This window comes from Methanosarcina spelaei (assembly GCF_002287235.1).
Taxonomy (GTDB): domain Archaea; phylum Halobacteriota; class Methanosarcinia; order Methanosarcinales; family Methanosarcinaceae; genus Methanosarcina; species Methanosarcina spelaei.
In genome coordinates this window covers 1-24,957 of the sequence record NZ_LMVP01000522.1, presented here as the reverse complement: position 1 = coordinate 24,957, position 24,957 = coordinate 1, and the positions used below count along the sequence as shown (strand labels likewise).

The window sequence follows — 24,957 nt, the reverse complement described above, 5'->3', positions numbered from 1 at the left end:
AGCATGCATTTTCATATAGTTGTGCATGTTATTCAAGGAATATCATGTTTGTTTTCTTTGCTTGTTTTCTGATTATCAGGTTTTCTTCAAGGTGTAAGGTTCATCCATGCTCCCACTCCGAAAGCCCTCAAGATCAAGAGTTACGTAATCAAAACCCAGGGATTTCAAATGCCGTGAAATTTTCTCTCTTTTCAGCAGAGCATTTTCCAGTTCATTCTGTGTGACTTCTATACGAGCGAGGTTTTCGTGCATTCTGACCCTGAACTGAGTAAAACCCAGGGAAAAGAGAAATTCTTCGGCTTTTTCTAGTTTCTGGAGAGACTCTGTAGTTATTGGCTGACCATAGGGAATACGGGTAGCAAGGCAGGCTGCAGACGGTCTGCTGGCTGCTGAAAGACAAAGTTCGGAAGCAACCTCCCTGATTTCCTCTTTTGTCACGTTAAATTCTACGAAGGGAGAAAAAACCTTTTCTCCGGCTTCCTGGACCGCCATATATCCTGGACGGTTTTCTCCATGTATTTCAGAGAAATTAGTGCCCTCAAGTACAACATCATATCCTGCTTTTTCCGCAAAGTCCGTCAGGGTTTCAAGCAAGGCTTTTTTACAGAAATAGCACCTGTTTAATGTGTTTGCGGAGAAATAAGGAAGGCTCAACTGGGAGAAAGAAAGGACCTTGTGCTCAATTCCAATCTCACGGGCTGTCTCAACAGCTATTTCAAGTTGTTTCCTTGGAAAAAGTGGAGAATTTATGGTTACGGCAAGAGCCTTTTTTCCAAGTACCTCAAAAGCAAGAGCTGCAAGAGTGGCACTGTCTACTCCTCCTGAAAATGCAATGATCGTACTTCCTCTGGCTTTTATAGCCTTCTTTATAAGTTCTATCTTTTCAGTGACCATTATTAACGGGTTTTTAGCTAATAAGATATATTTATTTGCCAGCCCTATGGTCAGGTAGCTTGAAACAGCCGAAAAAAATTATGTTTTACTTAACGGACACTATTTTTAAGTTTGAGAATCTTCTCAAATAGCGGTATCTTGAAATCATTATAATGTTTTTATTACCAAAGCTTTGTTTCAATCAAAGTCTTATTTATTATAATATTAAATTAAAGAGTAGATTTGCCTGAACGGCAGAATTATCATTCAAGTTACAAAGATGGAGACTTTACATGGCATTATTCGGAACTAATGGTGTACGTGGTATCGCCAATGAATATATAATCCCAGAACTGGCTACAAATCTAGCCAGAAGTCTTGGTACATATATGGGTTCAAAAGGCACGGTTGCTATAGGCTGCGATACCCGAATTTCAGGTCAGATGCTGAAGTCTGCCGCAATCGCCGGGGCTCTTTCAACAGGTCTGAACGTAATTGACGTGGGAACAGTTCCTACTCCTTCTATTCAGTATTATGTGCGTGATTATGCCGATGCCGGAATAGTTATTACCGCATCCCACAACCCAAGACAATATAATGGAATCAAGTTAATTGCTGGAGATGGTACGGAGTTTCCAAGAGATGGAGAAAGAGAGATCGAAAAAATATACTCTTCTGGAAAATATTCTACTGTATCCTGGGAGAAAACCGGCAGCTTCAGGATCGATCCGGGAGTCAATGAATACTATATCAAAAATGTTATCAAGGCAGTAGATGCCGAAAAGATTCAAAGCAGTAAACTCAAGGTAGTTGTTGATACAGGTTGTGGAGCAGGTTCGCTCACTCTTCCTTTCCTGCTCAGAGAATTGGGCTGTAATGTGCTGACCCTTGGAGCTCAGCCAGATGGAACCTTTCCCTGGCGAAATCCCGAACCCACCCCCGATGCTTTAACCGAGCTCTCCGAACTTGTGAAAATGACAGGTGCCGATCTCGGAGCAGCCCATGATGGGGATGCAGATAGGATAGTCTTTATGGATGAAAATGGCGAGTTCTTAAATGAAGAGGTTCTGCTTGCCATGATGGCAAAATATATGCTTGAACGCGAAAAAGGACCCATAGTAACTCCTGTTAGCTCCTCACAGCGAATGGCCGACGTAGCAAAAGAAGAAGGCGTTGAGCTTTACTGGACAGCAGTCGGGTCCATCAACGTTGCCCGAAAAATGATGGAAGTAAATGCAGTATTCGGAGGCGAGGGTAATGGAGGCCTGATTTTCCCCAAACATCAGTATTGCAGGGATGGAGCAATGGCCTGTGCCAAAATACTTGAAATCCTGGCTAGCGGGAAAAAACTTTCCGAGCTCGCCAAGAGTGTACCTCAGTATTTCAACGCAAAAACCAAAGTTCCCTCTGTAAACACGCAGACCACAATGGAAAGAGTAAAATATGAAGCCTCAGGTCTTGGGCTTAAAATGGACACTATCGATGGGGTCAAAGTCTGGTATGAAGACGGCTGGGTCCTGATCCGTCCGTCTGGCACGGAACCGATATTCCGAATCTTTGCCGAAGCAAAAAAGCAGGAAAGAGCCGAAAAACTCATGCAGGAAGGCCTTCAAATGGTCATAAGAGCAGAAAAAGCTTCAATTTCCAAATGAGTCCTGGATTTCTTTAGGACTTTCGCTCAACCGTTGGACCGCAACCGTTGCGCCGGTTGATCACGCCTATAGGGTTTGGGGATAAGTTTTTCAAATCTAAAAGTTACTTAAGTTTTCGCTCAAGCCTTTTTTGAAAAGGCTTGCGGTCAAGCAGTTTTTTGAAAAGGCTTGTGATCACGCCTATAGGGTTTGGGGCTAAGGTTCTCAAATCCAAACGTTTCTCGGGCTTTCGATAAAACCTTTTCTCAAAAGGTTTTCGGTCAAGCAATTTTTTGAAAAGGCTTGCAGGCTAGCAGTTTTTTGAAAAGCTATTATTAGAAAACTTGTCAGACAATCTTTTTATTATCTGACAGCTTTTTGATATCCAGATACCATGACTTTTAGAGCTTTTATTGACCAGTTAAAAGAAAATGGAAAACTGGTAGAGATTTTCCAATCTGTGTCTCCAAGGTTTGAGGCTTCAAGAATTGCAAGAGCTGCAAAAGCCCCGGTTTTTTTCCATAATATTTCGGGTTCAAAAGTCATAATGAACCTGCTTGGATCAAGAGATGAACTGGCCTCCGTGCTTGGAGTTCCTAAAGAAGAAATCATAAAGAGGCTTTCTGAAGTTTCTCCTGAAGGTGAAGTACGGCTGGTGTCAGAATCTCCAACCCTTGAGGTCATAGAAGATCAGGTTGATCTGACGAAACTTCCTATCCTCACGCATTTTGAAAAAGACGGAGCTCCTTATATAACGGCAGGAATTGTTGTTTCCGAGTACGGAGGCACAATTAATGCTTCAATTCATCGGCTTATGCTAGCAGGAAAAGATAAACTTGCGGTTCGCCTGGTTCCTCCAAGGCATACTTATCTGCTTCACAAAAAAGCCGCTGAAAAAGGCGAACTTTTGCCTGTTGCAATCGTGCTTGGCTGCGACCCTACTATTATTTATGCAACTTCCACAAGGGTTCCTGTAGGAAAAGAATTCGAATACGCAGCTGCTCTGCGAGGAGCTCCTGTTGAGCTGTTTGAGTGCGCAAACGGGGTAAAAGTTCCTCATGCCGAAATTGTGCTTGAAGGTTATATTGATCCCGTAGAAAAGATTGATGAAGGACCTTTTGTAGACATCACCGGAACATACGATGTTATAAGAAAGGAACCTGTTATTCATATTACTCGAGTTATCCATAGAAAAGACCCGATCTATCACGGAATTCTGCCAGCCGGTCCTGAGCACCTCCTGATGATGGGGGTACCTTACGAGCCAAGAATTTACAGGGCTGTCGGTGAGGTCACGACGGTCAAAAACGTAGTATTGACAGAAGGAGGATGCTGTTATCTCCATGCAGTCGTTCAGATTGAAAAACAGACTGAAGGAGATGGGAAAAACGCTATTATGGCAGCCTTTGCAGCACATACGAGCCTTAAGCATGTAGTGATTGTGGACGAAGATATAAATATTTTTGACCCGAACGATGTCGAGTTTGCGATTGCCACGAGGGTGAAAGGAGATGTGGACATTCTTATTATCCCCAATGTTCGGGGTAGTTCCCTTGACCCGCGAGGAGCTCCTGATGGAACGACAACAAAAGTGGGAATTGATGCTACAAAAGTGCTTATAGAAAAGGAAAATTTTGAAAGGGCAGTAATTCCGGAAGAGTAAACAAAATTATTTTAAGCATCTGGCAATTACCGAGTGAATTTCATGTATCTTACAAAAGAAGAAGAGCAAATCCTGAACGGAGAATCCGGGGAAACTCTAAGGCAGGCTATCGAAATCCTGGTAGCCCTTGGAGATATTTACGGTGCAGACAGACTAATTCCAATTAAAAGCTCTCAGATAGCAGGGGTTTCCTATAAAACCATGGGCGATGCAGGCCTTGAATGGATTTCAGACCTGCAGGGCAAGGTTAAGGTCCCTTCGATTCTGAACCCTGCAGGGATGGATCTGCAAGACTGGAAAAGGCTCAGGATTTCACCCGAGTTTGCGGAAAAGCAGAAATTGATTGTTCAGGCATATGAAAAACTGGGAATTCAGTGCGAGTGCACGTGTACGCCCTATAATCTCGAAGGTTTTAACGTTGGTTACGGCGACCACCTGGCATGGAGCGAGTCATCAGCCGTCTCCTATGCAAATTCCGTACTCGGGGCCAGGACAAACCGGGAAGGTGGGCCTTCAGCCCTTTCTGCTGCACTTCTTGGAAAAACTGCAAATTATGGATTCCATCTGAACGAAAACCGTATGCCTGAGATTTCATTTGATGTAGGATATTCACTAAAGGGATCGGATTACGGTGCACTCGGTTATGTAGCTGGCAAACTTGCAGGGAGCAAGGTGCCTATTTTTCATCTAAGATGTACTCCGGATGCGGATGAGTTAAAAGCGCTAGGAGCTGCAATGGCAGCGTCAGGAGCAGTTGCCCTTTACCACGTTGAAGGAGTCACGCCTGAGATTTGCAGAATGGATTTTGAAGAGCCGACAGAAAAAATAACTATTGAGAAAAGTCAGCTCGATGAGGTTTACGAAGGCCTGAGAAAAGCCTGCAAAGAGCCAGAACTGATAACCATAGGATGCCCTCACTGCTCGGCAGCAGAGCTTGAAAAGGCAGCCGAACTCCTGAGAGGAAAAACGGTTTTAAAAGAGTTCTGGATCTTTACCTCAAGAAAACTTGCAAAGCTCCATCCTGAGTACATCAAGACTATAGAAAAAAGTGGAGCTAAGGTTGTCTGTGATACCTGCATGGTAGTTTCTCCTGCTACCAACAGCTATTCCTGTGTCATGGTGAACTCAGGAAAAGCGCTTGCTTACGTACCAGGGATGTGTGGAGCTGAAGCAGTATACGGAAGTATGGAAACATGTGTTGAGGAAGCAATCGGTGAGACAACAAAGAAGGTTGCAAAGAAGGCAGGTGGTTCTAATTAAACTTAAAGGCAGGACAATTTCCAGAGGATGTGCAAGAGGAGAAGTACTTCTCTCCACAGATCCCATCTCTTTCCTTGGCAGTGTAAACCCGAAAACAGGGGTTATAATTGAAGAAAAGCATGCCCTTGAAGGAAAATCAATTCAGGGTAAAGTTCTTGTTTTTCCCTACGGCAAAGGCTCTACAGTCGGCTCGTATGTTATATATCAACTCAAGAAAAACGGAGTCGCTCCTTCAGCGATAATAAATCTGGAAACCGAACCCATAGTTGCAGTTGGAGCCATTATTTCCGAAATCCCACTTGTTGATATGCTTGAGAGAAACCCTTACGAAGTATTAAATAATGGAGACTTTGTTGTGGTTAACGGAAGTAAAGGATATATTGAGCTTATCAAACAGGAAACAAATAAAACTGAATGAAATTAAAATTGAAGAAATAATCAGCAAACGAAGAGCTCATCCCAAAACCATTTCATTCCCAAATCTATACTTTTTCATGTTTAGAAATTAGAGCAATGATTCAAAATTCAAGGTTTTTAGAAATTAGAGCAATGATTCAAAATTCAAGGTTTTGGGATAGGCTCGAAAAATGATAATTTAAGTTCTTAAGTGAACTGATAAAGCTGAAAACGGATAAATCTAAAAAACAAATCTTAAGCTGGGATATGGGAACTCCAAAATGAACCAGGAAAATCATAAAAAAGGCAAAGGAAAATTCAACGCCGAAGAAACGGTCTCACGTTTATATCCTTACATAGTCAGGGTATTCGACGTTTATGAGGTCCAGAATTCCGGAGAAGCGCTTTACTTTTATGGAACTCCTCGAACCAGTAATGAAAATATTACGGGAGAACTCTGGGAGCCTTTACAGCAGTGTGGGTTTAGCTGTACTCTAAAGTACGAGCTTGGAGAATACGTACTGCTGATTTTTCCTGAAAAGAAGACAAAGGAAAAGACCTGGATAAACCTTGCCCTTTTCATAGCAACCTTTTTTACAACTATGGTTTGCGGAGCCTGGATGTCAGGAGCAGACCTCGAAAGCGAGCCCTTCCAGCTTTTCCGAGGCTTACCGTTTACCCTTGCGATAATGGCAGTTCTTGGTTCCCATGAGATGGCTCACTATGTAATGGCCAGATACCATGGAATGAAAGCATCTCTTCCGTATTTCATCCCTTTCCCAACTTTTATTGGCACAATGGGAGCGTTAATTCGCTACAGAGGGCCTGTGCCAAGCCGAAAAGCACTGTTTGACGTGGGAGTTGCAGGGCCACTGGTAGGGCTGTTTATGTCAGTTGCGGTTACGGTAATAGGACTTAATCTTGAGTCGCCTGCAGTAAGCCCCCTATCGGATTCTATGATGCTTGGTCTTGGCCTACCTCCTCTTTTCGTATTTATCCAGAACCTTGTCGGAGCTACAGGAGAAAACCTTCATCCCGTAGCCTTTGCAGGTTGGGTAGGAATGTTCGTAACCCTGCTCAACCTTCTCCCTGCTGGACAACTTGACGGTGGGCACATCCTCAGGGCTATGCTAGGTAAGAAAGCGGAAAAGATTTCATTTATGATGCCTCGTGTCCTGTTCCTGATAGGACTTTATGTAATTTACTGGATGAAGGAAGACGGATTCATATGGATATCCTGGGCCCTTTTCCTCTGGATTTTTGCTGCGGTAGGGCATCCGTCTCCTCTGCACGATAAAGTCGAACTGGACAAAAAACGCATCCTATTAGGGATCATTACCTTTATTCTGGGCTTACTCTGCTTTACTTTAATACCTTTTAAACCAATTCCCTGAAAAATCTGGATTTCTAAAAACGGAGGAAAAAATATGGACGTGCACTTCCGGTATAGTAAGAAAAACTCTTACAGCTTTGCGGTCCTTTCGCCTTTACTGCCGGAAGCCGGTTTTGTAGACAAGCCTGTGGACGGAATCATGATCTACAGTTTTACAACGCGCCAGGCAGCAAAGGTATTTATGGAAGTGAAAAATGCAGGCACTGATTCTGTTTTTATTGCTGGAGGACCTCACCCATCCGGTGCTCCAGAAGAGACACTTGAATACTTTGACTATGTCGTGATAGGGGAAGGAGAGGAAACCCTTCCGGAACTTGTGAAAACGGTCCAGGAAAAGGGAGATCCAAAAAAAGTACCTGGCATTGCGTATAGGGAAGCAGAAACGGGTAAGGTTGTTATGACTCCGAAAAGACCTTATGCGAACCTTGATTCCTATCCCTGTTTTGACCCTCATAAACTCCGGGCCCCTATTGAAATTAGCAGGGGATGCCCCTGGGGCTGCAAGTACTGTCAGACTCCCAGGCTTTTCGGAAGAGAAGTAAGGCACAGAAGCATAGATTCGATTGTGAAAAACGCAGGATATTATGATGATCTTCGCTTTATAGCCTCCAATGCCTTTGGTTACGGAAGTGACGGAATTCACCCCAGGTTTGACAAAGTAGAAAAATTGCTTTCCGCACTTCATAAATTGCCTGATAAAAAAATCTTCTTCGGGACTTTTCCTTCGGAAGTGCGTCCTGAATTCGTAACCGATGAATCGGTTGAACTCGTGAGAAAGTACTGCGCAAACGATAGCCTTAGTGTTGGAGTTCAATCAGGCAGTGACCGAATTCTAAAGGAGATCCAGAGAGGGCATACTGTTGGAGACAGTATTTCAGCGGTAGAGTGCTGTCTGGAGCATGAAATTGTTCCGGCGGTTGATTTCATCTTCGGTCTCCCCTCCGAAACCGAAGAAGACCAGGAAAAAAGCCTTAACCTTGTTCGCTGGATTTGCAAGAAAGGAGGCACTGTAAGGGCCCATTACCTAACTCCCCTGCCCGGAACTCCATATGCATCGGCTGTTCCTTCAGAAGTAAGTGATCAGGTAAGACGAGAGCTTGGAAAGCTTGCCCTTGGGGGCAAACTTACAGGATACTGGGAAAAACACAGAAAAATTGAAAAAAAGCCAAGTTAAGATCAGGTTAAAAGCCGGTCTGAAATTTCAGTACCGACTTCTAAACCAAATCTCATTGTTCTTGATTCAGTAAATCCCCTGGGACATTTGATCACAATTTATTTATTTATTTATTTATTTATTTATTTATTTATTTTTATATATCAATTATTTACTTTTGAAATTTACCATATATTATCTACTCTTACTTTGTTATTATTTTCTCCTATCAACTCCATAACCTGAATTCGAGTTTTAATCCATAGTTTTCATTTTGACTAAATCTTAACTTTATAAATTTATTTGTTGGTCCTGAACTTTCGATTGATCTTGCGCTACCGGCTGTTCCTTTAATTAAACAATACTTTGAGTTTTTACTATATTCTCAGTTTAGAATGTATACTTTGAGCTTAGGAGGCTCATATACTAACATAATTTTTTAGGGAGAACCTTTCATTTATATTTCCATATGTAATAAAGTAATTAATCTATTTATAATTTGTTGCTACTAATTTAAAATTAAAGTACACTAATCAAGTAAAAGTCAGTCAAGTTCTGTAATCTGCTTTTGAAAATTGTTTGCCTGCAAGCCTTTTCAAAAAAGGCTTGAGCGAAAACACTGCGAAATCTAAAACAACACGACGGCATGATCACAAGCCTTTTCAAAAAAGGCTTGAGCGAAAACTCCAGTAACATTTGGATTTGAAAAAACTTATCCCCAATCACTATAGGCGTGATAAACCGGCGCAACGGTTTTGATCAAACGGCGCAACGGTTGCGGGTCAACGGTTGAGCGAAAACATTTTTAAAAAAGCTTGACAAAAGATAAAAGGATAACCTTAAAGGATAATTTTAGCATTCATCAAGCATGAAAGCCCTGGGCCTTATGATCTTTTTCTTTTCGTACTGATCAAAGCAGTGAGCTATCCAGCCTGAAACCCTGCCGATTGCAAAAATCGACGTTGCAAGTTGAGGAGGAATATCCATATATTTGTAAATAACTCCCGAGTAAAAATCAACGTTAGGATAGATTGGCTTTCCTTTCTTTTCTACAAGTTCACGGATAACAGTATTTTCTACTACTTCGGCAGTGTTGTACCAGTGCATATCCCCTTTTGCTTCTGCGAGTTGTTTAGCAAGCTGCTTGAATATCGTGCCTCTAGGATCGTAAGTTTTGTAAACTCTATGTCCAAAGCCCATAATTTTTTCTTTTTTACTTAGTTTATCGAGGACGTAATTTTCTGCATTTTCTGGGCAAGCAATTTCTTCGATCATAGTCACGACTTCTGCCCTTGCCCCTCCGTGCAGAGGACCTTTAAGGGTGCAGAGTCCGGAAACAACAGCAGAATAGAGATCCGAAAGAGTAGAGGCAGTAACTCTTGAAGAAAAAGTAGAGGCATTTAATTCGTGTTCGGCACTGAGAATGAAGTCTTTCTCCATGACCTCAGCCTCCAGCTGAGTTGGTTTATTTCCTCTTAACATATACAGGAAGTTAGCTCCGTGGGATAGGGATGGATCAGGAAGTACAGGTTGTTTCCCGTTTGCGATTCTAAAATATGCAGCAACTATGGTTGGTATCTTGGCAATTAACCTTATAGCTTTTCTCATATTTCCTTCGGGAGAACTGTCGTTAATATCCGGATCGAACTGTGATATAAAAGAAACGATTGTACGCAGTGCTTCTATAGAGTCAACATTGAAATTGCACATACGGATAACGTCTATCACCTCCCTGTTAACTTCACGCTCCCCATGCAGGCAGGCTGCATACTCGGCAAGTTCCTTATCTCCGGGAAGCTCTCCCTGGATAAGCAGATAGGAAACGGCATCATAGGGAAGCTCAACCAGCTGGTTAATGTCTATCTCCCTGTATTTCAGAATGCCCTCTAACCCATCTATGAAACAGATATTTTTACTCATTTTATACCTCACAGTTATGCCAAGAGGATTTTCAAAAAACTTTAAAGTTTGGGGAATCCTCTGCTTATATGTGGAAAATTCAACGCGAAGGGTCTTATAAGACCCAAAAATAGGGGTGACAATGCATTCCTATTATCGTCGAATAAGTATATTAAATTTGTTGAAATTATATCTTGAGAGCTTTATAATTATTTTTTTGATATTAAGGATGCTGCGGCCTTAAACCTCTAGGTTATATTAAAAATGAAATGTGTTCTTTTCAGAAGAAAGTTTTCCTCAAAAAGCTTGCAAGAATTAAAACAACTTATTATAACTCTCTTTCCGATAAGGAAAAAGAAAAGGTTTCAAAAAAACAGGAAGTTTTATGTAAAGTTTTTGAAACCTTTTCAAAAAAGTTCTTCATCTAATTCAAGAACTAGTAACCTGTTATTTTTTCTTCACCGAATCCCGCAGAAACTTATGCAAAATTCCGCCGTTCATGTAATATTCGATTTCCACAGCCGAGTCCAGCCTCAAGGTTACCTGGAACTGAACTTCGTCGCCATTTTCGTCCTTTGCCCTTACTGTAAGTTCTCCATGAGGCTCCATGTATTCAATACCCAGAATATCATAGCTTTCCTTTCCTGTTAGACCCAGAGTGTCGGCATTCTCGCCTTCTTTGAACTGCAATGGAAGAACTCCCATCCCGACAAGATTGCTTCTGTGAATACGCTCGAAAGACTCGGCAATAACTGCTTTAACTCCGAGCAGGAACGTACCTTTGGCTGCCCAGTCCCTGGAACTGCCTGTCCCATATTCCCTTCCTGCAATAACGATCAGAGGAGTATTATTTTCCGCATAGAGCATAGATGCATCATAAATAGGAATTCCCTCGCAGGGTTCCTCAGGGAAGTCTTCTTTCCGAGAATGGTATACGGTCCACCCTCCTTCTCTGTCCACGAGCCTGTTCCTGAGCCGAATATTCCCGAAAGTTCCACGCATCATTACCTCATGATTACCCCTTCTGGACCCATAAGAATTGAAATCTTCTGGGCTCACACCCCAGGAAATCAGGTACCTGCCTGCAGGACTATCTGAAGGAATATCTCCTGCAGGAGAAATATGGTCCGTGGTAATGCTGTCCCCGAAAAGGGCCAGAACTCTAGCATTCTTTATATCCGCAGGTGAAGGTGGAGCAAGTGGGAAATCCATGAAGTACGGAGGCTCCTGAATATATGTGGACATTGGGTTCCAATCATAGAGAGTACCTGTAGGGGCTTCCAGTTCTTTCCAGCGTTTAGGGCCCTCCAGAACGCCTGAATACTCTTTTTTGAACATTGAAGGTTTGATGCTGTTCTTTTCAGCATTCTTTATCTCATCCTCTGCAGGCCAGATATCCTTGAGGTAAACTGGATGCCCGTTGGGATCATAAGCAAGAGGATCGTTTTCGAGGTTGATATTCACAGTACCTGCGATTGCATAAGCTACAACAAGAGGCGGAGAAGCAAGGAAGTTTGCTTTGACAAGCGGATTAATTCTTCCTTCGAAGTTTCGGTTTCCGCTGAGCACGGCTGCGACAGTAAGGTCATTTTCCCGAATCTCTTGTGAGACTTTCTCAGGTAAAGGCCCACTGTTCCCTATACAGGTTGTACAGCCGTACCCAACCTGGTGGAAACCGAGAGCTTCGAGATAGGGCAAAAGGCCTGCAGCTTTCAGATACTCTGTCGCTACTCTTGAGCCTGGTGATAGACTTGTTTTTACAAAAGGCTTGACGTGCAGGCCCTTTTCTACAGCCTTTTTTGCTAGCAGTCCGGCTCCTATCAGAACTGAGGGATTTGAGGTATTGGTACAGGAAGTAATTGCTGCAATTACTACGGAGCCATGTGTTACCCTGAGGGCCTTTTCAAGAGCCCCTACTTTTTCATCTTCTGCACCAGGAGTTTCAGGTTCCTCTACAGGTGTTCCTCCGTCTTCTATCCAGCGCTGGTAAGCAGGATCCTGGGAAAGTTCAAGTCCTGACTCTTTATTTCGGATAAATGTCTGCCGCATGGTTTCACGGTAGTTTTCAGGCACTTCACTTAAGAAGAGCTGGTCCTGAGGACGTTTTGGACCTGCAAGAGAAGGCTTTACCGTGCTCATATCAAGTTCAAGGGTAGTGCTGAAGACAGGATCAGGCTTGTGAGTCGAATAGAGAAGATCCTGGGCTTCCAGATACTTTTTCACAAGGTCAACCTGATCTTCACTCCTGCCAGTTCTTCGCAGGTAATCAAGAGTCTCATCGTCAGGCGGGAAAATTCCAAGGGTTGCCCCATATTCAGGAGCCATGTTGGAGATCGTCGCCCTATCCGGAAGACTGAGTGAGTTTAAACCGGGCCCGCAAAATTCCACGAATTTGCCGACAACTCCCTCTTTTCTAAGCATCTTAGTAATTGTCAGGACAAGATCGGTGGCAGTAACCCCCTGTGCAAGTTTTCCGTAGAGCTTGAAGCCCAAGACCTCAGGTACAGGCATATAGTAAGGCTGCCCGAGCATTACGGCTTCGGCTTCTATGCCTCCTACTCCCCAGCCGAGTACTCCAATCCCGTTAATCATTGTAGTATGGGAGTCTGTCCCTACAAGAGTATCGGGAAATACAAACAGTTCTCCGTTTTTCTCCTTGAGGTGTACAAGAGGAGTTAGGTACTCAAGGTTTACCTGGTGGATAATTCCCCTTCCAGGAGGCACGACTCTGAAATTGTCAAAAGCTTTCTGGGCCCAGCGCAGGAGAGAATAGCGTTCCCCGTTGCGTTTAAACTCCTTTTTCTCATTTTCTTCAAGGGAGTAGGCCGTGCCATAGGAATCGACCTGGACCGAATGATCAATAACAAGATCAGCAGGGATAACAGGGTTTATTTTCGTGGGATCTCCTCCCAAACGCTGCATTGCAGAACGGAGGGCTGCCAGGTCTACTATGGCTGGAACACCTGTAAAATCCTGCATAATTACCCTTGACGGAATGAACGGAATATCCCTGTCACTTACATTTTCAGGGCTCCAGCGGGCAAGAGCCTCCACATCCTCAGCAGTTATTATATGCCTTTCAATATCTGCATGCCTTAGCAGAGATTCCAGCAGGATTCTTACGGAGTACGGAAGCAGGGAAATTCCCTTAAAGCCATTTTCTTCCAGTTTGCCCAATCTGTAAATCGTAGCTCTTCCGGCAGCTGTTTCAATAGTGTCTCTTACCCCAAATGGGTCCGGACCTTCTCTCATATATTTTTACCTCCAGCAGAAATATGAAATTAAAATTATGATATTATAGATTTTCTCTTTATCTTGTGAATCTTTTCATCATGCGAACTTTTTCATCATGCGAATCTCTTTATCATGTGAAAGCCCCATCATCTCTTCAGACTATTTTATTTCTTCGGGTTTACTATTCCCTTTTTACATACAAAAGTTTGCTCTCATTGAAATGTTGCCCTCTACTTTTCCGGAATCTCCGAGAATTGTGCTATAATTAAATTATATAAGCCCGTATAAAAATTACTGATTTACATCTAGCCTAAGATACTGACCCTTAGCATGTGTTTTTTAGAGATTGTAGCAATACAGGAAAAAGAAAGGGTAGAATAATTAAAAGCTATTAAGAGAAAAAATGGATTTGAGGAGTCTTAAAACCCTAAAGTAGTCTAAACTTCCTCTTTTTCACAATTATATGAAACCCAGACATCTATTCTATCCAGAATGTCTGAAATTAAAAGAAAAAACTGGAAGCCGCTTACTTTTCAGCAGCTCCGATTGTTACAGTATAATCAAAGTTCTCTGTATTTTCGGGAAAGATAGAAAGCTTCCATTTTCCCGCAGCTCCTGGTGCGGTATAGGTCTTAATAAAAGTTGTAGTTCCTCCCTGGTAACTGCCTTGATTTTTAGTTTCCACATTTCCAGCTTCCACACTGTCCGCACCTCTTGAGGACATATATGGAAGAGAGTACAGTAGCTGCGGGTACGTATCATCTACTATGGTTATCGAGCCGCTATATTTCGTATCTACAGGGGTAGGGATAACTTCATTTCCGGAAGGATCTATCAGGCTCACATTAAAGGAAGGCGTAAGATTCTGGTTTCCTCCGGTAGCATACAGGTTGTACCCATACTGGTTAGCTTTAATTTCCAGGGTAATTGGGCTATCTGTCCCGGCTTCAAAGGTACTTTCATAAGGTTTCTCAGGTACCGGGAGAATACGGAAGTTCAGGGAAACTGTTCCTTCATATTCACGAATCCCGGGATCGTCAATATTCAGGTTAAGGCTGCCGATATAGCTGCCTTTTGCATCGGCAGGAACCGCAAGTTCAAGTTTTACGATAGCTGTCTGTCCGGCTTTTACTTTGTCAGGAGCTTCTACGCGTATCGCGTCGTCTCCGAATGCCTTTTCCGGCATTCCTATAGAGTAAACTGCGTCTTTGGTAAGCTCAGGAGAAATTGCGATATCTTTACTACCTGTATTCTTGAGCTTTATTTCATAAGTGTAATTCTTTCCGACTTCGACAAGGTCATTTACATAAGGTGTAAAAATCTGGACTGATGGCTTGATCCAAACCTGTATATTGAGCTGCATAGTGCCAGGGAAATTCGGATAAGAACCGATTACATCCCCTTCAGGCACTTTTTCCGTGAAAGCGATGAGTACGGCATAACTTCCAAGGTCAGCATCCTTAGGTATGTCTACCTTTACCTGAAATTCCTGTTTTTCTCCGGGCTTCAAAGTCCCTTTGGAAGGATCTATGCTAATCCAGCTTTCGTTTATGAAATTTTCCGTGTAAGGAGTAATTACAGGCTTCGGTTTCAATTCAATTGTCTTGTTGTCTTTGTTCTCAACGGTTACAGTAAAATTTGTACTGTCTCCGGGTTTAAGTTCCAGGTGTTTATAAGTCGGATCAATCTTAAGTTTCTGAAACTCGGGAAAGTAACCCCCGGCATAACTCGAAGATGATGTACTGCTAGCAGCACTGTCCCAACTCGAAGACGATGAACTTCTGGCAGCACTACTCCCACTCGAAGAAGATGAACTACTTGCAGCACTGACCCCGACTTTTGACTGCACTTCTTCTGTTGCAGGCACGGTACTATTCTTATTCTCTGCTCCTGTACAGGCAATCGAAAGAATTGCTACGACAAGGAGTCCGCACATGATTCCTTTTAACGCCTTAGTATCCAGTATATGCATATTTTTAACCTCGCTCATTATTTACTAAGGCGTGAAACTTATAAAAGAATTCCCTAAACTGCGAATCGATTTGCAGTTATTTTTAGAAAACAAGAGTTTATGAAACTCAATTTTCGTTATCCATCTTTTTATGTGTTTGACTTCAAAAAAGGCAGGAGATTATTCGCTTGACTCAGGTATTTCCTAGCAAGATATGGGAACTCAGTCTTTGCTGGAAAAAATGAATGGAAAAGGACATCGAGCTTTAAAATTAAACTTCTTACAGATGATTAAATTGACAAACAGGTAATTAAATTAATACCCAGGTAGTTAAATTAATCTTATATTAACAGCTGGTTGATGCAAAGTGCCAGATGTGAGTTATTTCCGTACAAATAAAGTTTTTTGTTTTAAGAAGGAAGGCATTTATTTTCAAGAAGGAGTGCATTTTCTTGCTTAAAGACAGAGTATTAGACAGACTTTCAGATGCAGGGTTCAGGATACGAAATAAATCCAAGTTCAGAAAGGCCTCATCACGTGAAGCTATCTTTGGGTCCAGTCCTATAATTGATGCTGATTTCATTGAGGTATATAATGTTAAAGTAAATGACGTAGAGGCAGAGGAGGACTTTTTCCACGATCCGGACCCCTTTTATAAAGAGAATTCAGAGTCAATTGACTCGGACCTTCTGGAAAAACTCAGAGAATACCTTAAAACGAGGTCTGAGGAAGAGATTTCGGAGATCTTTAGAGAAGTCCGTAAAATTCTGGAGAGCCGAGGCTATGAAAGTGATTTTCGTAAGGCGTCCGGAGAGGATATCCCTATTAATCAAAGAGCAAGACTAAAAAAGATCTCAGAGAATGCTTTTAAAGTCTTTCTGGAAACGGCTTCTTATGGAAGGAAGCAGATAATTAACGCCTCAAAAGTAGCTTCTTCAAAAGCTTCAACAATAGCATCCGAAGGAAAAGAGTCAATAGTGGACTCTTCGAAGAAGATAAACGAAAAATGGAATAACCTGAGTCCCAGAGATCGCAAAATGATTTCCGAATTAATTGTTGCAGTGATTGAAATAGGGCTGCTTAAAGGAGCCAGCAGGAGTAAAAAAGCTGCTTTTGCTGTCCTGTCAAGTATATCCAGGCGCCAGACTCCATCACGGAAAGACCTGGAAGATTTTGGAGAAAGTCTGCAGAAATTTTTAAGGCGTAGGCATTGAAGTATTAGAATTGAAACTATCTTAAAAAATATTCCACGACCAAAAATGTTCCAGAATAAAAATATCCTGGAACTTAAAACCTGTAAGGTTTACTTACTGCCTTGATAAAACTTGCAGGACTTTCTCCGACATCCCATTTTTCGGCATTTCCTATAAGATATGTGTGGTTAGAAATCTGTTGTAGTCCGCCAGCATCATAATTTCCTATTATAAGGGAAAAGATCCGAGCTCTTCTTTCGGCTTTTATCTCATTCCATTCCCGAATAAGGGGTTTTTCCGAGAGTTCGGAATAACCATCGGTAAGGAAAAGTAGATCAGCTCCCTCAAAAGCTTTTTCGTTTTTCATAGCCTTGAGACCTGAGCGAAGCGCGGTATTAAAATCGGTGCCGCCTCCGAAAGTAAGTTTCAGGAACTCCAGGAACTCCTCACCCATACGCTTTTTGTTTGTAAGCTCAATTTCAACGATCTGCCACTTAGAAGAGAAGAGAATCACTTTAACATCCCTGTTTTCTTTTAACATTCTTCTAGTAACTGCCAGAACTATGGCTTTTGCAAGAAGCTCCGGGCTTCCCCGCATTGACGCCGAGGTATCTACAAGAGCGATTACAGGCCCTTTTCTCTTTTTTCCTGCAGCATCCGAGTTCCAGTTTTCCCCTTGTAGCTGGTAGGTCAGGAGTTTTCCTTCCAGCATATCAGCATAGAACTTACGCTTCAGGAGAGGATTTTTTAGCTTTACGGTTTCTGCTGGAAGTAATGTCTGAAGATCACCCGAGAAGGTAACCGAATGGACTTCACTTTTACTGTAAGGAGATAAATTCAGCTTTTTTGAACCGTACTCAAGTTCGATTCTTCCTACCAGCTCAAGAATTTCATGAATATCCGAGCTCTTATTAAGAAATGAAGCATATTTTTCAAGATTTCCAAGGTATTCTCTATGAAGGGCCTTCAAGGAATGATCCCAGGCTCTGTCCGGAAAGAGCAGTGAGAGAATACCCAGCATTTCAAGGTGGTCTTCAAGCACAGGGATAAGCTCTCCAATTTTTGCAGCTATGCTTTCTTCTATAACAGAATCAAGGGCTTCTCCTGCCTTCTCTGAAGACATGAAGTTCAGAGTTATTGAAGCAAGTTCTTCGGAACCCGCAATATTTCCAGTCTGCAGGTCTGGATTTTCCCAGGTCTCATGCTCGACATCTTGCAGGGAACTTTCCTGTTTGAGAGAGTTTTCTTGTTTGAGAGAGTTTTCTTGTTTGAGAGAGTTTTCCTGTGGAAGAGAGTTTTCCTGTGGAAGAAAATTTTCCTGTTTGTTTTCTTGAGTTTCCTGTTGATAGGGTACATTCGGATTTTCCTGAAACCGGAAATTTTTCTCAATATCTTTTATTCTGTTTCTTTCCCATGTCGATTGAGTTTCATCGATCAGCTTCCTCAGAGCTTTAAGGCTTTTTTCGAGATTTCTTGCAAATTTTTTTGAAAATTTGGATTCCATCTTTCCGTAGTCATCCAGAAGTATAAAGAGTTCTTCAAGCAGGGCACGGAGTATAAAAATACCTGCCAGATTGTTGGTTCCGGCAAGAGCTTTTATTTCAGCCCAGACTCCGAAGTCCCTTAAACCTAGAAAGATCGGATAAAAAGCTCCAAATTTACTCATAAACAACTTTTCATCTTTTATTTCGTACCCATTTTCTGAAAAAAGCTCATAAATAAGAACTTCTGCAATCTCTTCCCTGACTTGCCTTGGTATCTTTCGGGGAGTTGTCAGAACCTCCCTGAGCTCAAGATTCAATATTGTAGAAGGATTAAAGGCACGACTAAACGATAAAGATGAACCTGATCCGGGAGTGTCATCAAAATCTTCCTTCCGCCTTTTTAATTCCTGCATATTTTTCCTTTTCCGGAAATTCCAAAGTTTTAAGTGTTTTTGATGAGTCTCAAGAATTTCGGATGAGTTTTAAGTGTTTTTGATGAGTTTCAAGAATTTCGGATGAGTTTTAAGTGTTTTTGATGAGTCTCAAGAATTTCTGATCTGTTTTAAGAGTTTTTGATGAGCTTCAAGAATTTCTGATTTGTTTTAATAATTTTTGACTAGTTTTAAAAGTCTTTGATGAATTTCAACAATTACTAATGAGTTTTAAAACTTTTGATGAGCCTCAAGAGTTATTAATCAAATTCAGGAATTTTTTAGAAGTTTAAAGAGTTATCTATTTATAATTATGTTTTTGTTTATTATATTATAGACTCTATATTTAGAGAACTTAGTCCTATTTCAGAGATTTTCCAGTTATATTTTAGAAATGTTTAAGTTTCAGCTACTTCTCCTGCTTTTTCAATGGTTACATCAAATACCCTGGGTTTTTCGAGCAGGAGTCTTACATCGTTTAGATTACTTGCAACCTCGTAAACATCGGTATTTTTGGAACGATATTTCATCAGGATTTCCTGGCTATCCTGCCCTGAAACCCAGATATTTTCCCTCAGGGTTTTTTCAAGCGCTTTTTCTTCTTCCTGGATTTGCCTTCTGAAATAGTTCAGTCTCTCCTCCAGATTTTCATATTCCTTCTCATAGAGCTTCTTATCTCCATAATCGAGGCTGATCTTGAATTCAAAACCATATTTTCTGCGGAATTGTTCGGCCAGGGATTCGAAGTTCAGAGAGCTATTGACATTGCTGTAATCGAGCCCGAAACTGTAGGTATGGGTCGGAAACTCAGTATGGTGTTTCAGCAGGTCAAGGGCATTGTCGAATGTGAGGCTTCTCTGCACTTTGGCACCTGAAAACCGTGAGCTTTTCAGGCTGCCTGTTGTCCTTCTCTCTTCTTCGTAGCACTTGTTACAGGCTACAAGATCCGGGAGGTCTTGCTGCAAACAACCGTAAATGGAATTTTTCAGGTCAAGGACATCCAGTTTCAGTTTGCCGGTATCCGTACCTCCTGAAACAACCCTGTCCAGAATAAGCTTCCTTATCGCTTCCTTCTGTTCCGGCACTTCCCAAAGCACATGCTGTAGCAGGACAGCAGTCATTCGGTCTACGCTTGTATGCCCGTTTACTACTGAGGCTACCCTGAGTATATTTACAATTTTCTTCCAGCGCCTATCCGAAACAAAAATATTTGAGTTCCTTAGTTCTCTCCGGAGGGCCTTTATAATTGCCCTGACCTCAGGATCAACAGGGAGGTCTCTTGATCTCTTCTGGATCTCCTTTATATCTTCTATGCTAAGTTTCGTAAAGGGTACGAAGTCTTCGGTGTTTTTGAAGATCAGGTCTTCAAGGTTCTCTTCGTGCTGGATATAATCCACCCTGTACCGGAACAAAAATCGGTCGTAAAGAGCTTCGAGACTTTCATCTTCTTCCGGCAGCTCGTTGGAAGCCCCAAAAACCGTAAAAAGAGGCACCTCAATAAGCTCCTTGCCGTTATGATATTTCCTCTCATTCAGTACAGTCAACATGCTGTTTAAGATGGAACTGTTTGCCTTGAAAATCTCATCAAGCAGGGCTATATGGGCAGTTGGAAGGTAACCTTCTACCCGCCTGCTGAACTCGTCCCTCTCAAGCGCCTTAAGAGACAGCGGTCCAAATACCTCTTCAGGTGTGGAAAAGCGGGTTAGAAGATAATGGAAAAAATTTCCCCCCTCTATAGTTTCGCAGATTTTGCTTGCAAGCAGGGTTTTTGCAGTTCCGGGTGGACCAAGTAAAAGAACATGCTCACCGGAAAGGAGTGCAAGAAGAGACCCGTTGATTTCAGCGTCCCGTTCTTTAAAGTAGCCTGAAAACTCCTGTTTGATGTTGATAACCGTATTTTTTAAATCCAGCACTCTCATAAATTCCAAGACCTTTATAAATTTCTTTTTTTCAGCATCCCGTCTTTTAGTATATGAGAAAGATACTACAATAGTGAACTGCAATAGCCGGTTAGATAATGTAAAAAATGGACTTCTATTTTTATGGGCCTTGCCTTAATTAATTTTTCTGAAAATTCTTATCCATACCACCGATATGACTGCTGGCTATGCTTCTTCTCAGTAATATACCTTTCTACATTCAGTGATATACCTCTCTACTTTATGCTGAAACCCGGAGTTTATCGAATTTCATGCCCTATTCTGACATCCACCTTGATAAGTTACTCCCGATTACTCCAATCCGCTAATCTGCCTTTACCATCCGAAGAGATTATGCATAAGGAAGATAATGACTAATGAGAATGATTCAAATTCACCTGGATGAGAATACTCCTGGTGACGAAAAATAGAAACTATATCCTGAAACGATCAATATCCAGATCAATTATATCCTAAACAGATCAATATCCAGATCAATTATATCCTAAACAGATCAATATCCATAAATAGACTGAACTCCGGAGTCCTTGCATGAATGATTTCGAACGTGAAAAATACAGCCGGCAAATTCTTCTTTTTGGGGAAGAGGGACAGGAAAAGTTGAAGAACGCAAAAGTTCTGGTTGCCGGGGCAGGTGGGCTTGGAAGTCCGGTTTCTACCTATCTTGCAATAGCAGGAATCGGAAAAATAATTCTTGCAGATTTCGATTCAGTTGATCCCAGCAACCTAAACAGGCAGTTCCTTCACCATCAAAAGGATATCGGAAGGCTCAAGGTAGAGTCAGCAAAAGAAAAACTGCTTTCTATGAACCCGGATATTGAGGTTGAAACCACAGCAGAGATGCTTACCGAATCAAATCTCGAAGCCCTGGTTCCTGAATGTGACGTTATAGTTGATGCGCTTGATAACCTCGAAACGAGACATATGCTTAACAGGCTTGCCATAAAAAGAAGGATTCCTTTAATACATGGAGCAGTTACCGGCTATGATGGCCAGGTGACAACAATAGTGCCCGGAGAAACTCCCTGTTTTTACTGTATTTTCCCACGTATTTCCAAAAAAGAAATTTTTCCGGTTTTAGGGGCAACCCCAGGGATTATCGGCTCCATCCAGGCAAATGAAGTAATTAAATTCCTGACAGGGCAGGGAAAACTTCTGGAAGGACGTCTCCTGTTCTGGAACGGGCTTTCCGGAAGTTTCAGCGAAATTTCACTCTCGAAGCTAAATAATTGTCCTGTTTGCGGAACTCTTGAGACAATGAGTGAAAAAAAATGAGGGTTTTACCATTTTAAATCAAGATAAACCTTTATTTCAATTTCTTGCCGCCTATTGGCCAATTTATATATATCTGCAGTAATAATATATAATAGGGTATCTTATTACAGGGGATCTTGTACGAGGGGACTTGATGAAAAAGAAGACCATGCCAGTTGATAAGAAAGTCAATGGTTTGGATGGGAACTCAAATTTATGGTCCTATAGATTTCAGGATCTGAATATTTTCTCACCTGCTTCAACTCCTGTTTCACTACCTACTTCACTTCCTGCGTCTATCCCGAATGCACCTTATTTTGACCTTCGAATCTATAGGGAACCCATGATAAAGTCATTGATCAAGATACAAAGTAAAGATATGTATCGGTTGCTTGGGAAAGTTCATTTTGATGGAAACTACTACAGAGTAAAGTGTGTAAGTTCAGGAGAGTGGGAGTACTGCTGGTATCTGGCTGTAAGGATTCAGTTTTTCGGAAAAATGCTGGGAATGGCTCTTTATCCCAAGCGTCTGGTATCACAGAAAGAAAAAAGGATTGTCTACAGATCTATGATCCTTGTTAATCCTTACCAGCTCTGGGATGAGGCTCTTGTGAAAAGATTCTGGAATTTACAGGAGAGAGTCGAATTCCTGATTGCCAGAATTCTTTTTCACGAGTGTATTCACGTTATGATTTCGCTTGGAAACATCCTGCCTTCAGGTTCCGGAAACACTGACATTTATCTTGAGTTCAAGAAGATGCTGGAAATCTCGGTTTCCAAGAAGCTTTCTCACGAACTTCATAATGTGCAGTTCCGTCTCTGGAATCTTGTACTATTCGGATCGTCTGGTTCCGAAAGTGAAAAAAAAATGCTTGAAAGAGTTCAGGAGATTTACGAGTTCCTGATCAACGAAAAGTACGCTAATCAGAAAACTGGAAAAGCTTTCCATTCTTCTTCAAACAACATAAAAATTGCCAGAAAATATGCCTGGATGGCAGCTGTTAAAGCCGGAGGAGATAAGCAGGTTAGCAAAAGAATCTGGCAGGTAGAAGTCCGCAGGCTCAGAATAGTACTGAGAGAACTCTTTGATGGAATTGATACGGAATTAAATAATATGGGCCTTGCAATGAACTAATGGTATAAATGGATAACTCGATGTAAATTAAATGAAAGAACTTGAACAATTACTGAAAAAAATTAAATAATTATAGGACTGATAAGTTTTTAGGACTGATGAGTTTTCTGACCCTTTTTTCTTTCACGCCTTCATTCTATGATCGTTGTTTACTTTTCACTTCTTTCTTCCTGTGATTTTATTACTTATTTTATATCTATTGCTTTGTTTTTTGAGAGCTGAACCTTATCTCCCCTGTTCCAGAACTTTTGCAATCTTTGCCATATCAGGAAGTTCATGCATAGGATATTCTTCGAAGAATATAACCTTCTGTTCCTCATCGATAATAATATTCGCTCTCTGAGAAACCCCTTCTTTTTCTCTGAATATCCCATATGCTCTGGCAACTTCCCCATGAGGCCAGAAGTCAGAAAGAAGCTTGATGTGCGTAATTCCAAGTTCTTTAGCCCAGGCTCTTTTTGAAGGTATGGGATCCACACTTATGCCAAAAGCTACAGTGTTCAAGCTTGTGAACATTTCGTGGTTTTCCTCAAGTGATTTCATCTGTTCTGCACACACGCTTGTCCAGGCAAGTGGATGGAATGATAAAAGAACTTTCTTGCCAGAGAAATCATAGAGATGTACCTCTTTCTGTTTCTGGTCTCTTAATGTGAAGTCCTGAATTTTATCCCCAATTTTAATCTCGCTCATGATATTTCCCCAATTCAATAAAATCGCCTATGTTTAATAAATTGTCTGTCTGCTGACCTGTTTAACACTGCTGACAGTTTAACACCTTTGACAGCGAGAAGTAAAAATTGGAATGAAAAAAGGTTCAAAGCTAGTGTAAGATGTGAAAACAATACGAAGAAAGGTTCATATTAAAAAAATTAAGAAAAATAAAAGTAAAAGTAGTATAAATAAAACTAACTAAATAATCAATAGTTATCAAATGATAGCAAAAACTTTGTTTTTTTCCCTATATAAAGCACATAGTGAACTTGAAATCATGGTAAATTAAGTTTTTATTCTCTTTTTACTTAGTTCTCCGAGTTTTTTCTCTTGAGAAGACTCTTGCATTTTTCAATTATATTCTTATTATCTGACATTGGTTTGTTATTATTCATTCTGTTACGTTTCATTTGATCATGTTCTTTACGAGATACCGGTTTAGAGGTTTTTTTGGACATTGTTAAACACCATTTAAATGTAACAAAATCAATCTTTCTAAGGTTATGTCCGTGAATTGTCAATCAATTATAAAAAATGAGTGGATTTGTTGTTTTTAAATAAACATCGAGAAATTTTTACATGTGATTTTTAATAACTGACAGACACTGTTGTTCTTGCCTATTCAAAAGTTGATTCAACAACCTGAAAATATTAGTGACCCTAACCTGTTCTTAAGATTGAAATGATATACCATTTACTGTACCACTTAAATATAAGAGTAACGAGAGTTTCTAAGAAAATTCTTGTTCCTTTTCCGGTATTGCAAATTTTATAATAAGCTCAGTTTCGGATTCTCTTTTTAATTTAAGTTTGCTTCCTAGCTGGCCTATAAGGATAACAATTAGCTAAAGGTCAAGAATGGCAGAATCGGTTAAGTTGCAAAAAGTTCAGAACAAGCATGTAAATGTATGAATAATAAACAAAAGGCAAAATATCCGAGGGAAATGTAATATTATTAGAACCGTCCCAAATAATTGATCGATATTAGCTTCATCAAGATTAGGAGTAACTTAGATTCTTGACCTGTCTTTTTTAGCCATATTCAAAGCTTCAATCCATTTCGACATGTTATTTTACTTGTAAACAAAAACTGAAAGCTTAACATTGGATCAACTGGCCATTTTATGGACCTGTAATGCCGCACATTAAAGTAAAGTAAAGTAAAGTAAAGTAAAATAAAGTGGCTCTTCGTTGTTTTGTGTGGATATTCTCATAATATTCTCATAAAAACCAATGCGGTCTTGAATTGAAATTATCTTATCCATAAGGAATGACGAAGAGCCAATAAAGTGAAGTAAAATGGCTCTTCGTCGTATAAAATGGGTAATTATTTATAATAAAAATATAATATAAATA

Annotated in this window: 16 protein-coding genes; 9 read left to right on the top strand and 7 right to left on the bottom strand. The window is 41.0% G+C overall.

What is annotated here, in order from left to right; translation table 11 throughout:
- Positions 1-75: 75 nt before the first annotated feature.
- Positions 76-894: an ATP-dependent sacrificial sulfur transferase LarE gene (gene larE, locus ASJ81_RS18480; protein ID WP_095645636.1), complete on the bottom strand. Its 819-nt coding sequence runs from the start codon at positions 892-894 to the stop codon at positions 76-78.
- A gap of 272 nt (positions 895-1,166) precedes the next feature.
- Here larE and glmM point away from each other — a divergent pair, with 272 nt between their 5' ends.
- From glmM to ASJ81_RS18450, 6 genes are all read left to right on the top strand, one after another.
- Entirely contained in the window at positions 1,167-2,525 is a 1,359-nt protein-coding gene (gene glmM / locus ASJ81_RS18475) for a phosphoglucosamine mutase (protein WP_095645635.1), read from the top strand.
- A gap of 373 nt (positions 2,526-2,898) precedes the next feature.
- Entirely contained in the window at positions 2,899-4,167 is a 1,269-nt protein-coding gene (locus ASJ81_RS18470; RefSeq protein WP_095645634.1) for a UbiD family decarboxylase, read from the top strand.
- A 42-nt stretch (positions 4,168-4,209) separates the two neighbouring features.
- On the top strand, positions 4,210-5,427 hold the full coding sequence (locus tag ASJ81_RS18465) for an aconitase X (RefSeq protein WP_095645633.1): 1,218 nt from the start codon (positions 4,210-4,212) through the stop codon (positions 5,425-5,427).
- A complete protein-coding gene (locus tag ASJ81_RS18460) occupies positions 5,414-5,845 on the top strand; it encodes a DUF126 domain-containing protein (protein WP_095645632.1) in 432 nt (143 codons plus the stop codon). Before ASJ81_RS18465 ends, ASJ81_RS18460 begins: the two co-directional genes overlap by 14 nt.
- A 259-nt stretch (positions 5,846-6,104) precedes the next feature.
- A complete protein-coding gene (locus ASJ81_RS18455; RefSeq protein ID WP_095645631.1) occupies positions 6,105-7,217 on the top strand; it encodes a site-2 protease family protein in 1,113 nt (370 codons plus the stop codon).
- A gap of 33 nt (positions 7,218-7,250) precedes the next feature.
- Complete coding sequence (locus tag ASJ81_RS18450; protein ID WP_095645630.1) at positions 7,251-8,390, top strand: TIGR04013 family B12-binding domain/radical SAM domain-containing protein; 1,140 nt, start codon at positions 7,251-7,253, stop codon at positions 8,388-8,390.
- Positions 8,391-9,221: 831 nt separating this feature from the next.
- Here ASJ81_RS18450 and ASJ81_RS18445 read toward each other — a convergent pair.
- The 3 genes from ASJ81_RS18445 to ASJ81_RS18435 all read right to left on the bottom strand — a co-directional run bounded on the left by ASJ81_RS18445 (position 9,222) and on the right by ASJ81_RS18435 (position 15,474).
- Positions 9,222-10,289: a citrate/2-methylcitrate synthase gene (locus ASJ81_RS18445; RefSeq protein WP_095645629.1), complete on the bottom strand. Its 1,068-nt coding sequence runs from the start codon at positions 10,287-10,289 to the stop codon at positions 9,222-9,224.
- A 426-nt stretch (positions 10,290-10,715) separates the two neighbouring features.
- Positions 10,716-13,520 (bottom strand): aconitate hydratase AcnA, encoded by a 2,805-nt coding sequence (acnA, locus tag ASJ81_RS18440; RefSeq protein WP_095645628.1) that lies wholly within the window; start codon positions 13,518-13,520, stop codon positions 10,716-10,718.
- Between the two features lie 508 nt (positions 13,521-14,028).
- Entirely contained in the window at positions 14,029-15,474 is a 1,446-nt protein-coding gene (locus ASJ81_RS18435; RefSeq protein WP_095645627.1) for a COG1470 family protein, read from the bottom strand.
- A gap of 431 nt (positions 15,475-15,905) precedes the next feature.
- Here ASJ81_RS18435 and ASJ81_RS18430 point away from each other — a divergent pair, with 431 nt between their 5' ends.
- Complete coding sequence (locus ASJ81_RS18430) at positions 15,906-16,667, top strand: hypothetical protein (RefSeq protein ID WP_095645626.1); 762 nt, start codon at positions 15,906-15,908, stop codon at positions 16,665-16,667.
- 73 nt (positions 16,668-16,740) lie between these two features.
- On the opposite strand, the gene ASJ81_RS18425 is transcribed toward ASJ81_RS18430, so the two are convergent.
- Positions 16,741-18,543 (bottom strand): VWA domain-containing protein, encoded by a 1,803-nt coding sequence (locus tag ASJ81_RS18425; RefSeq protein ID WP_095645625.1) that lies wholly within the window; start codon positions 18,541-18,543, stop codon positions 16,741-16,743.
- Positions 18,544-18,959: 416 nt separating this feature from the next.
- Entirely contained in the window at positions 18,960-20,480 is a 1,521-nt protein-coding gene (locus ASJ81_RS18420) for an AAA family ATPase (RefSeq protein ID WP_095645624.1), read from the bottom strand.
- A 552-nt stretch (positions 20,481-21,032) separates the two neighbouring features.
- Between ASJ81_RS18420 and ASJ81_RS18415 the strand changes: the two genes are divergently transcribed.
- Together ASJ81_RS18415 and ASJ81_RS18410 are read left to right on the top strand one after the other, a co-directional pair.
- On the top strand, positions 21,033-21,776 hold the full coding sequence (locus ASJ81_RS18415) for a HesA/MoeB/ThiF family protein (RefSeq protein WP_095645623.1): 744 nt from the start codon (positions 21,033-21,035) through the stop codon (positions 21,774-21,776).
- Positions 21,777-21,909: 133 nt separating this feature from the next.
- Positions 21,910-22,890, top strand: a complete 981-nt coding sequence (locus ASJ81_RS18410) for a hypothetical protein (RefSeq protein ID WP_095645622.1) — start codon at positions 21,910-21,912, stop codon at positions 22,888-22,890.
- A 225-nt stretch (positions 22,891-23,115) separates the two neighbouring features.
- On the opposite strand, the gene ASJ81_RS18405 is transcribed toward ASJ81_RS18410, so the two are convergent.
- Entirely contained in the window at positions 23,116-23,580 is a 465-nt protein-coding gene (locus tag ASJ81_RS18405) for a peroxiredoxin (RefSeq protein WP_170943398.1), read from the bottom strand.
- Positions 23,581-24,957 lie beyond the last annotated feature (1,377 nt).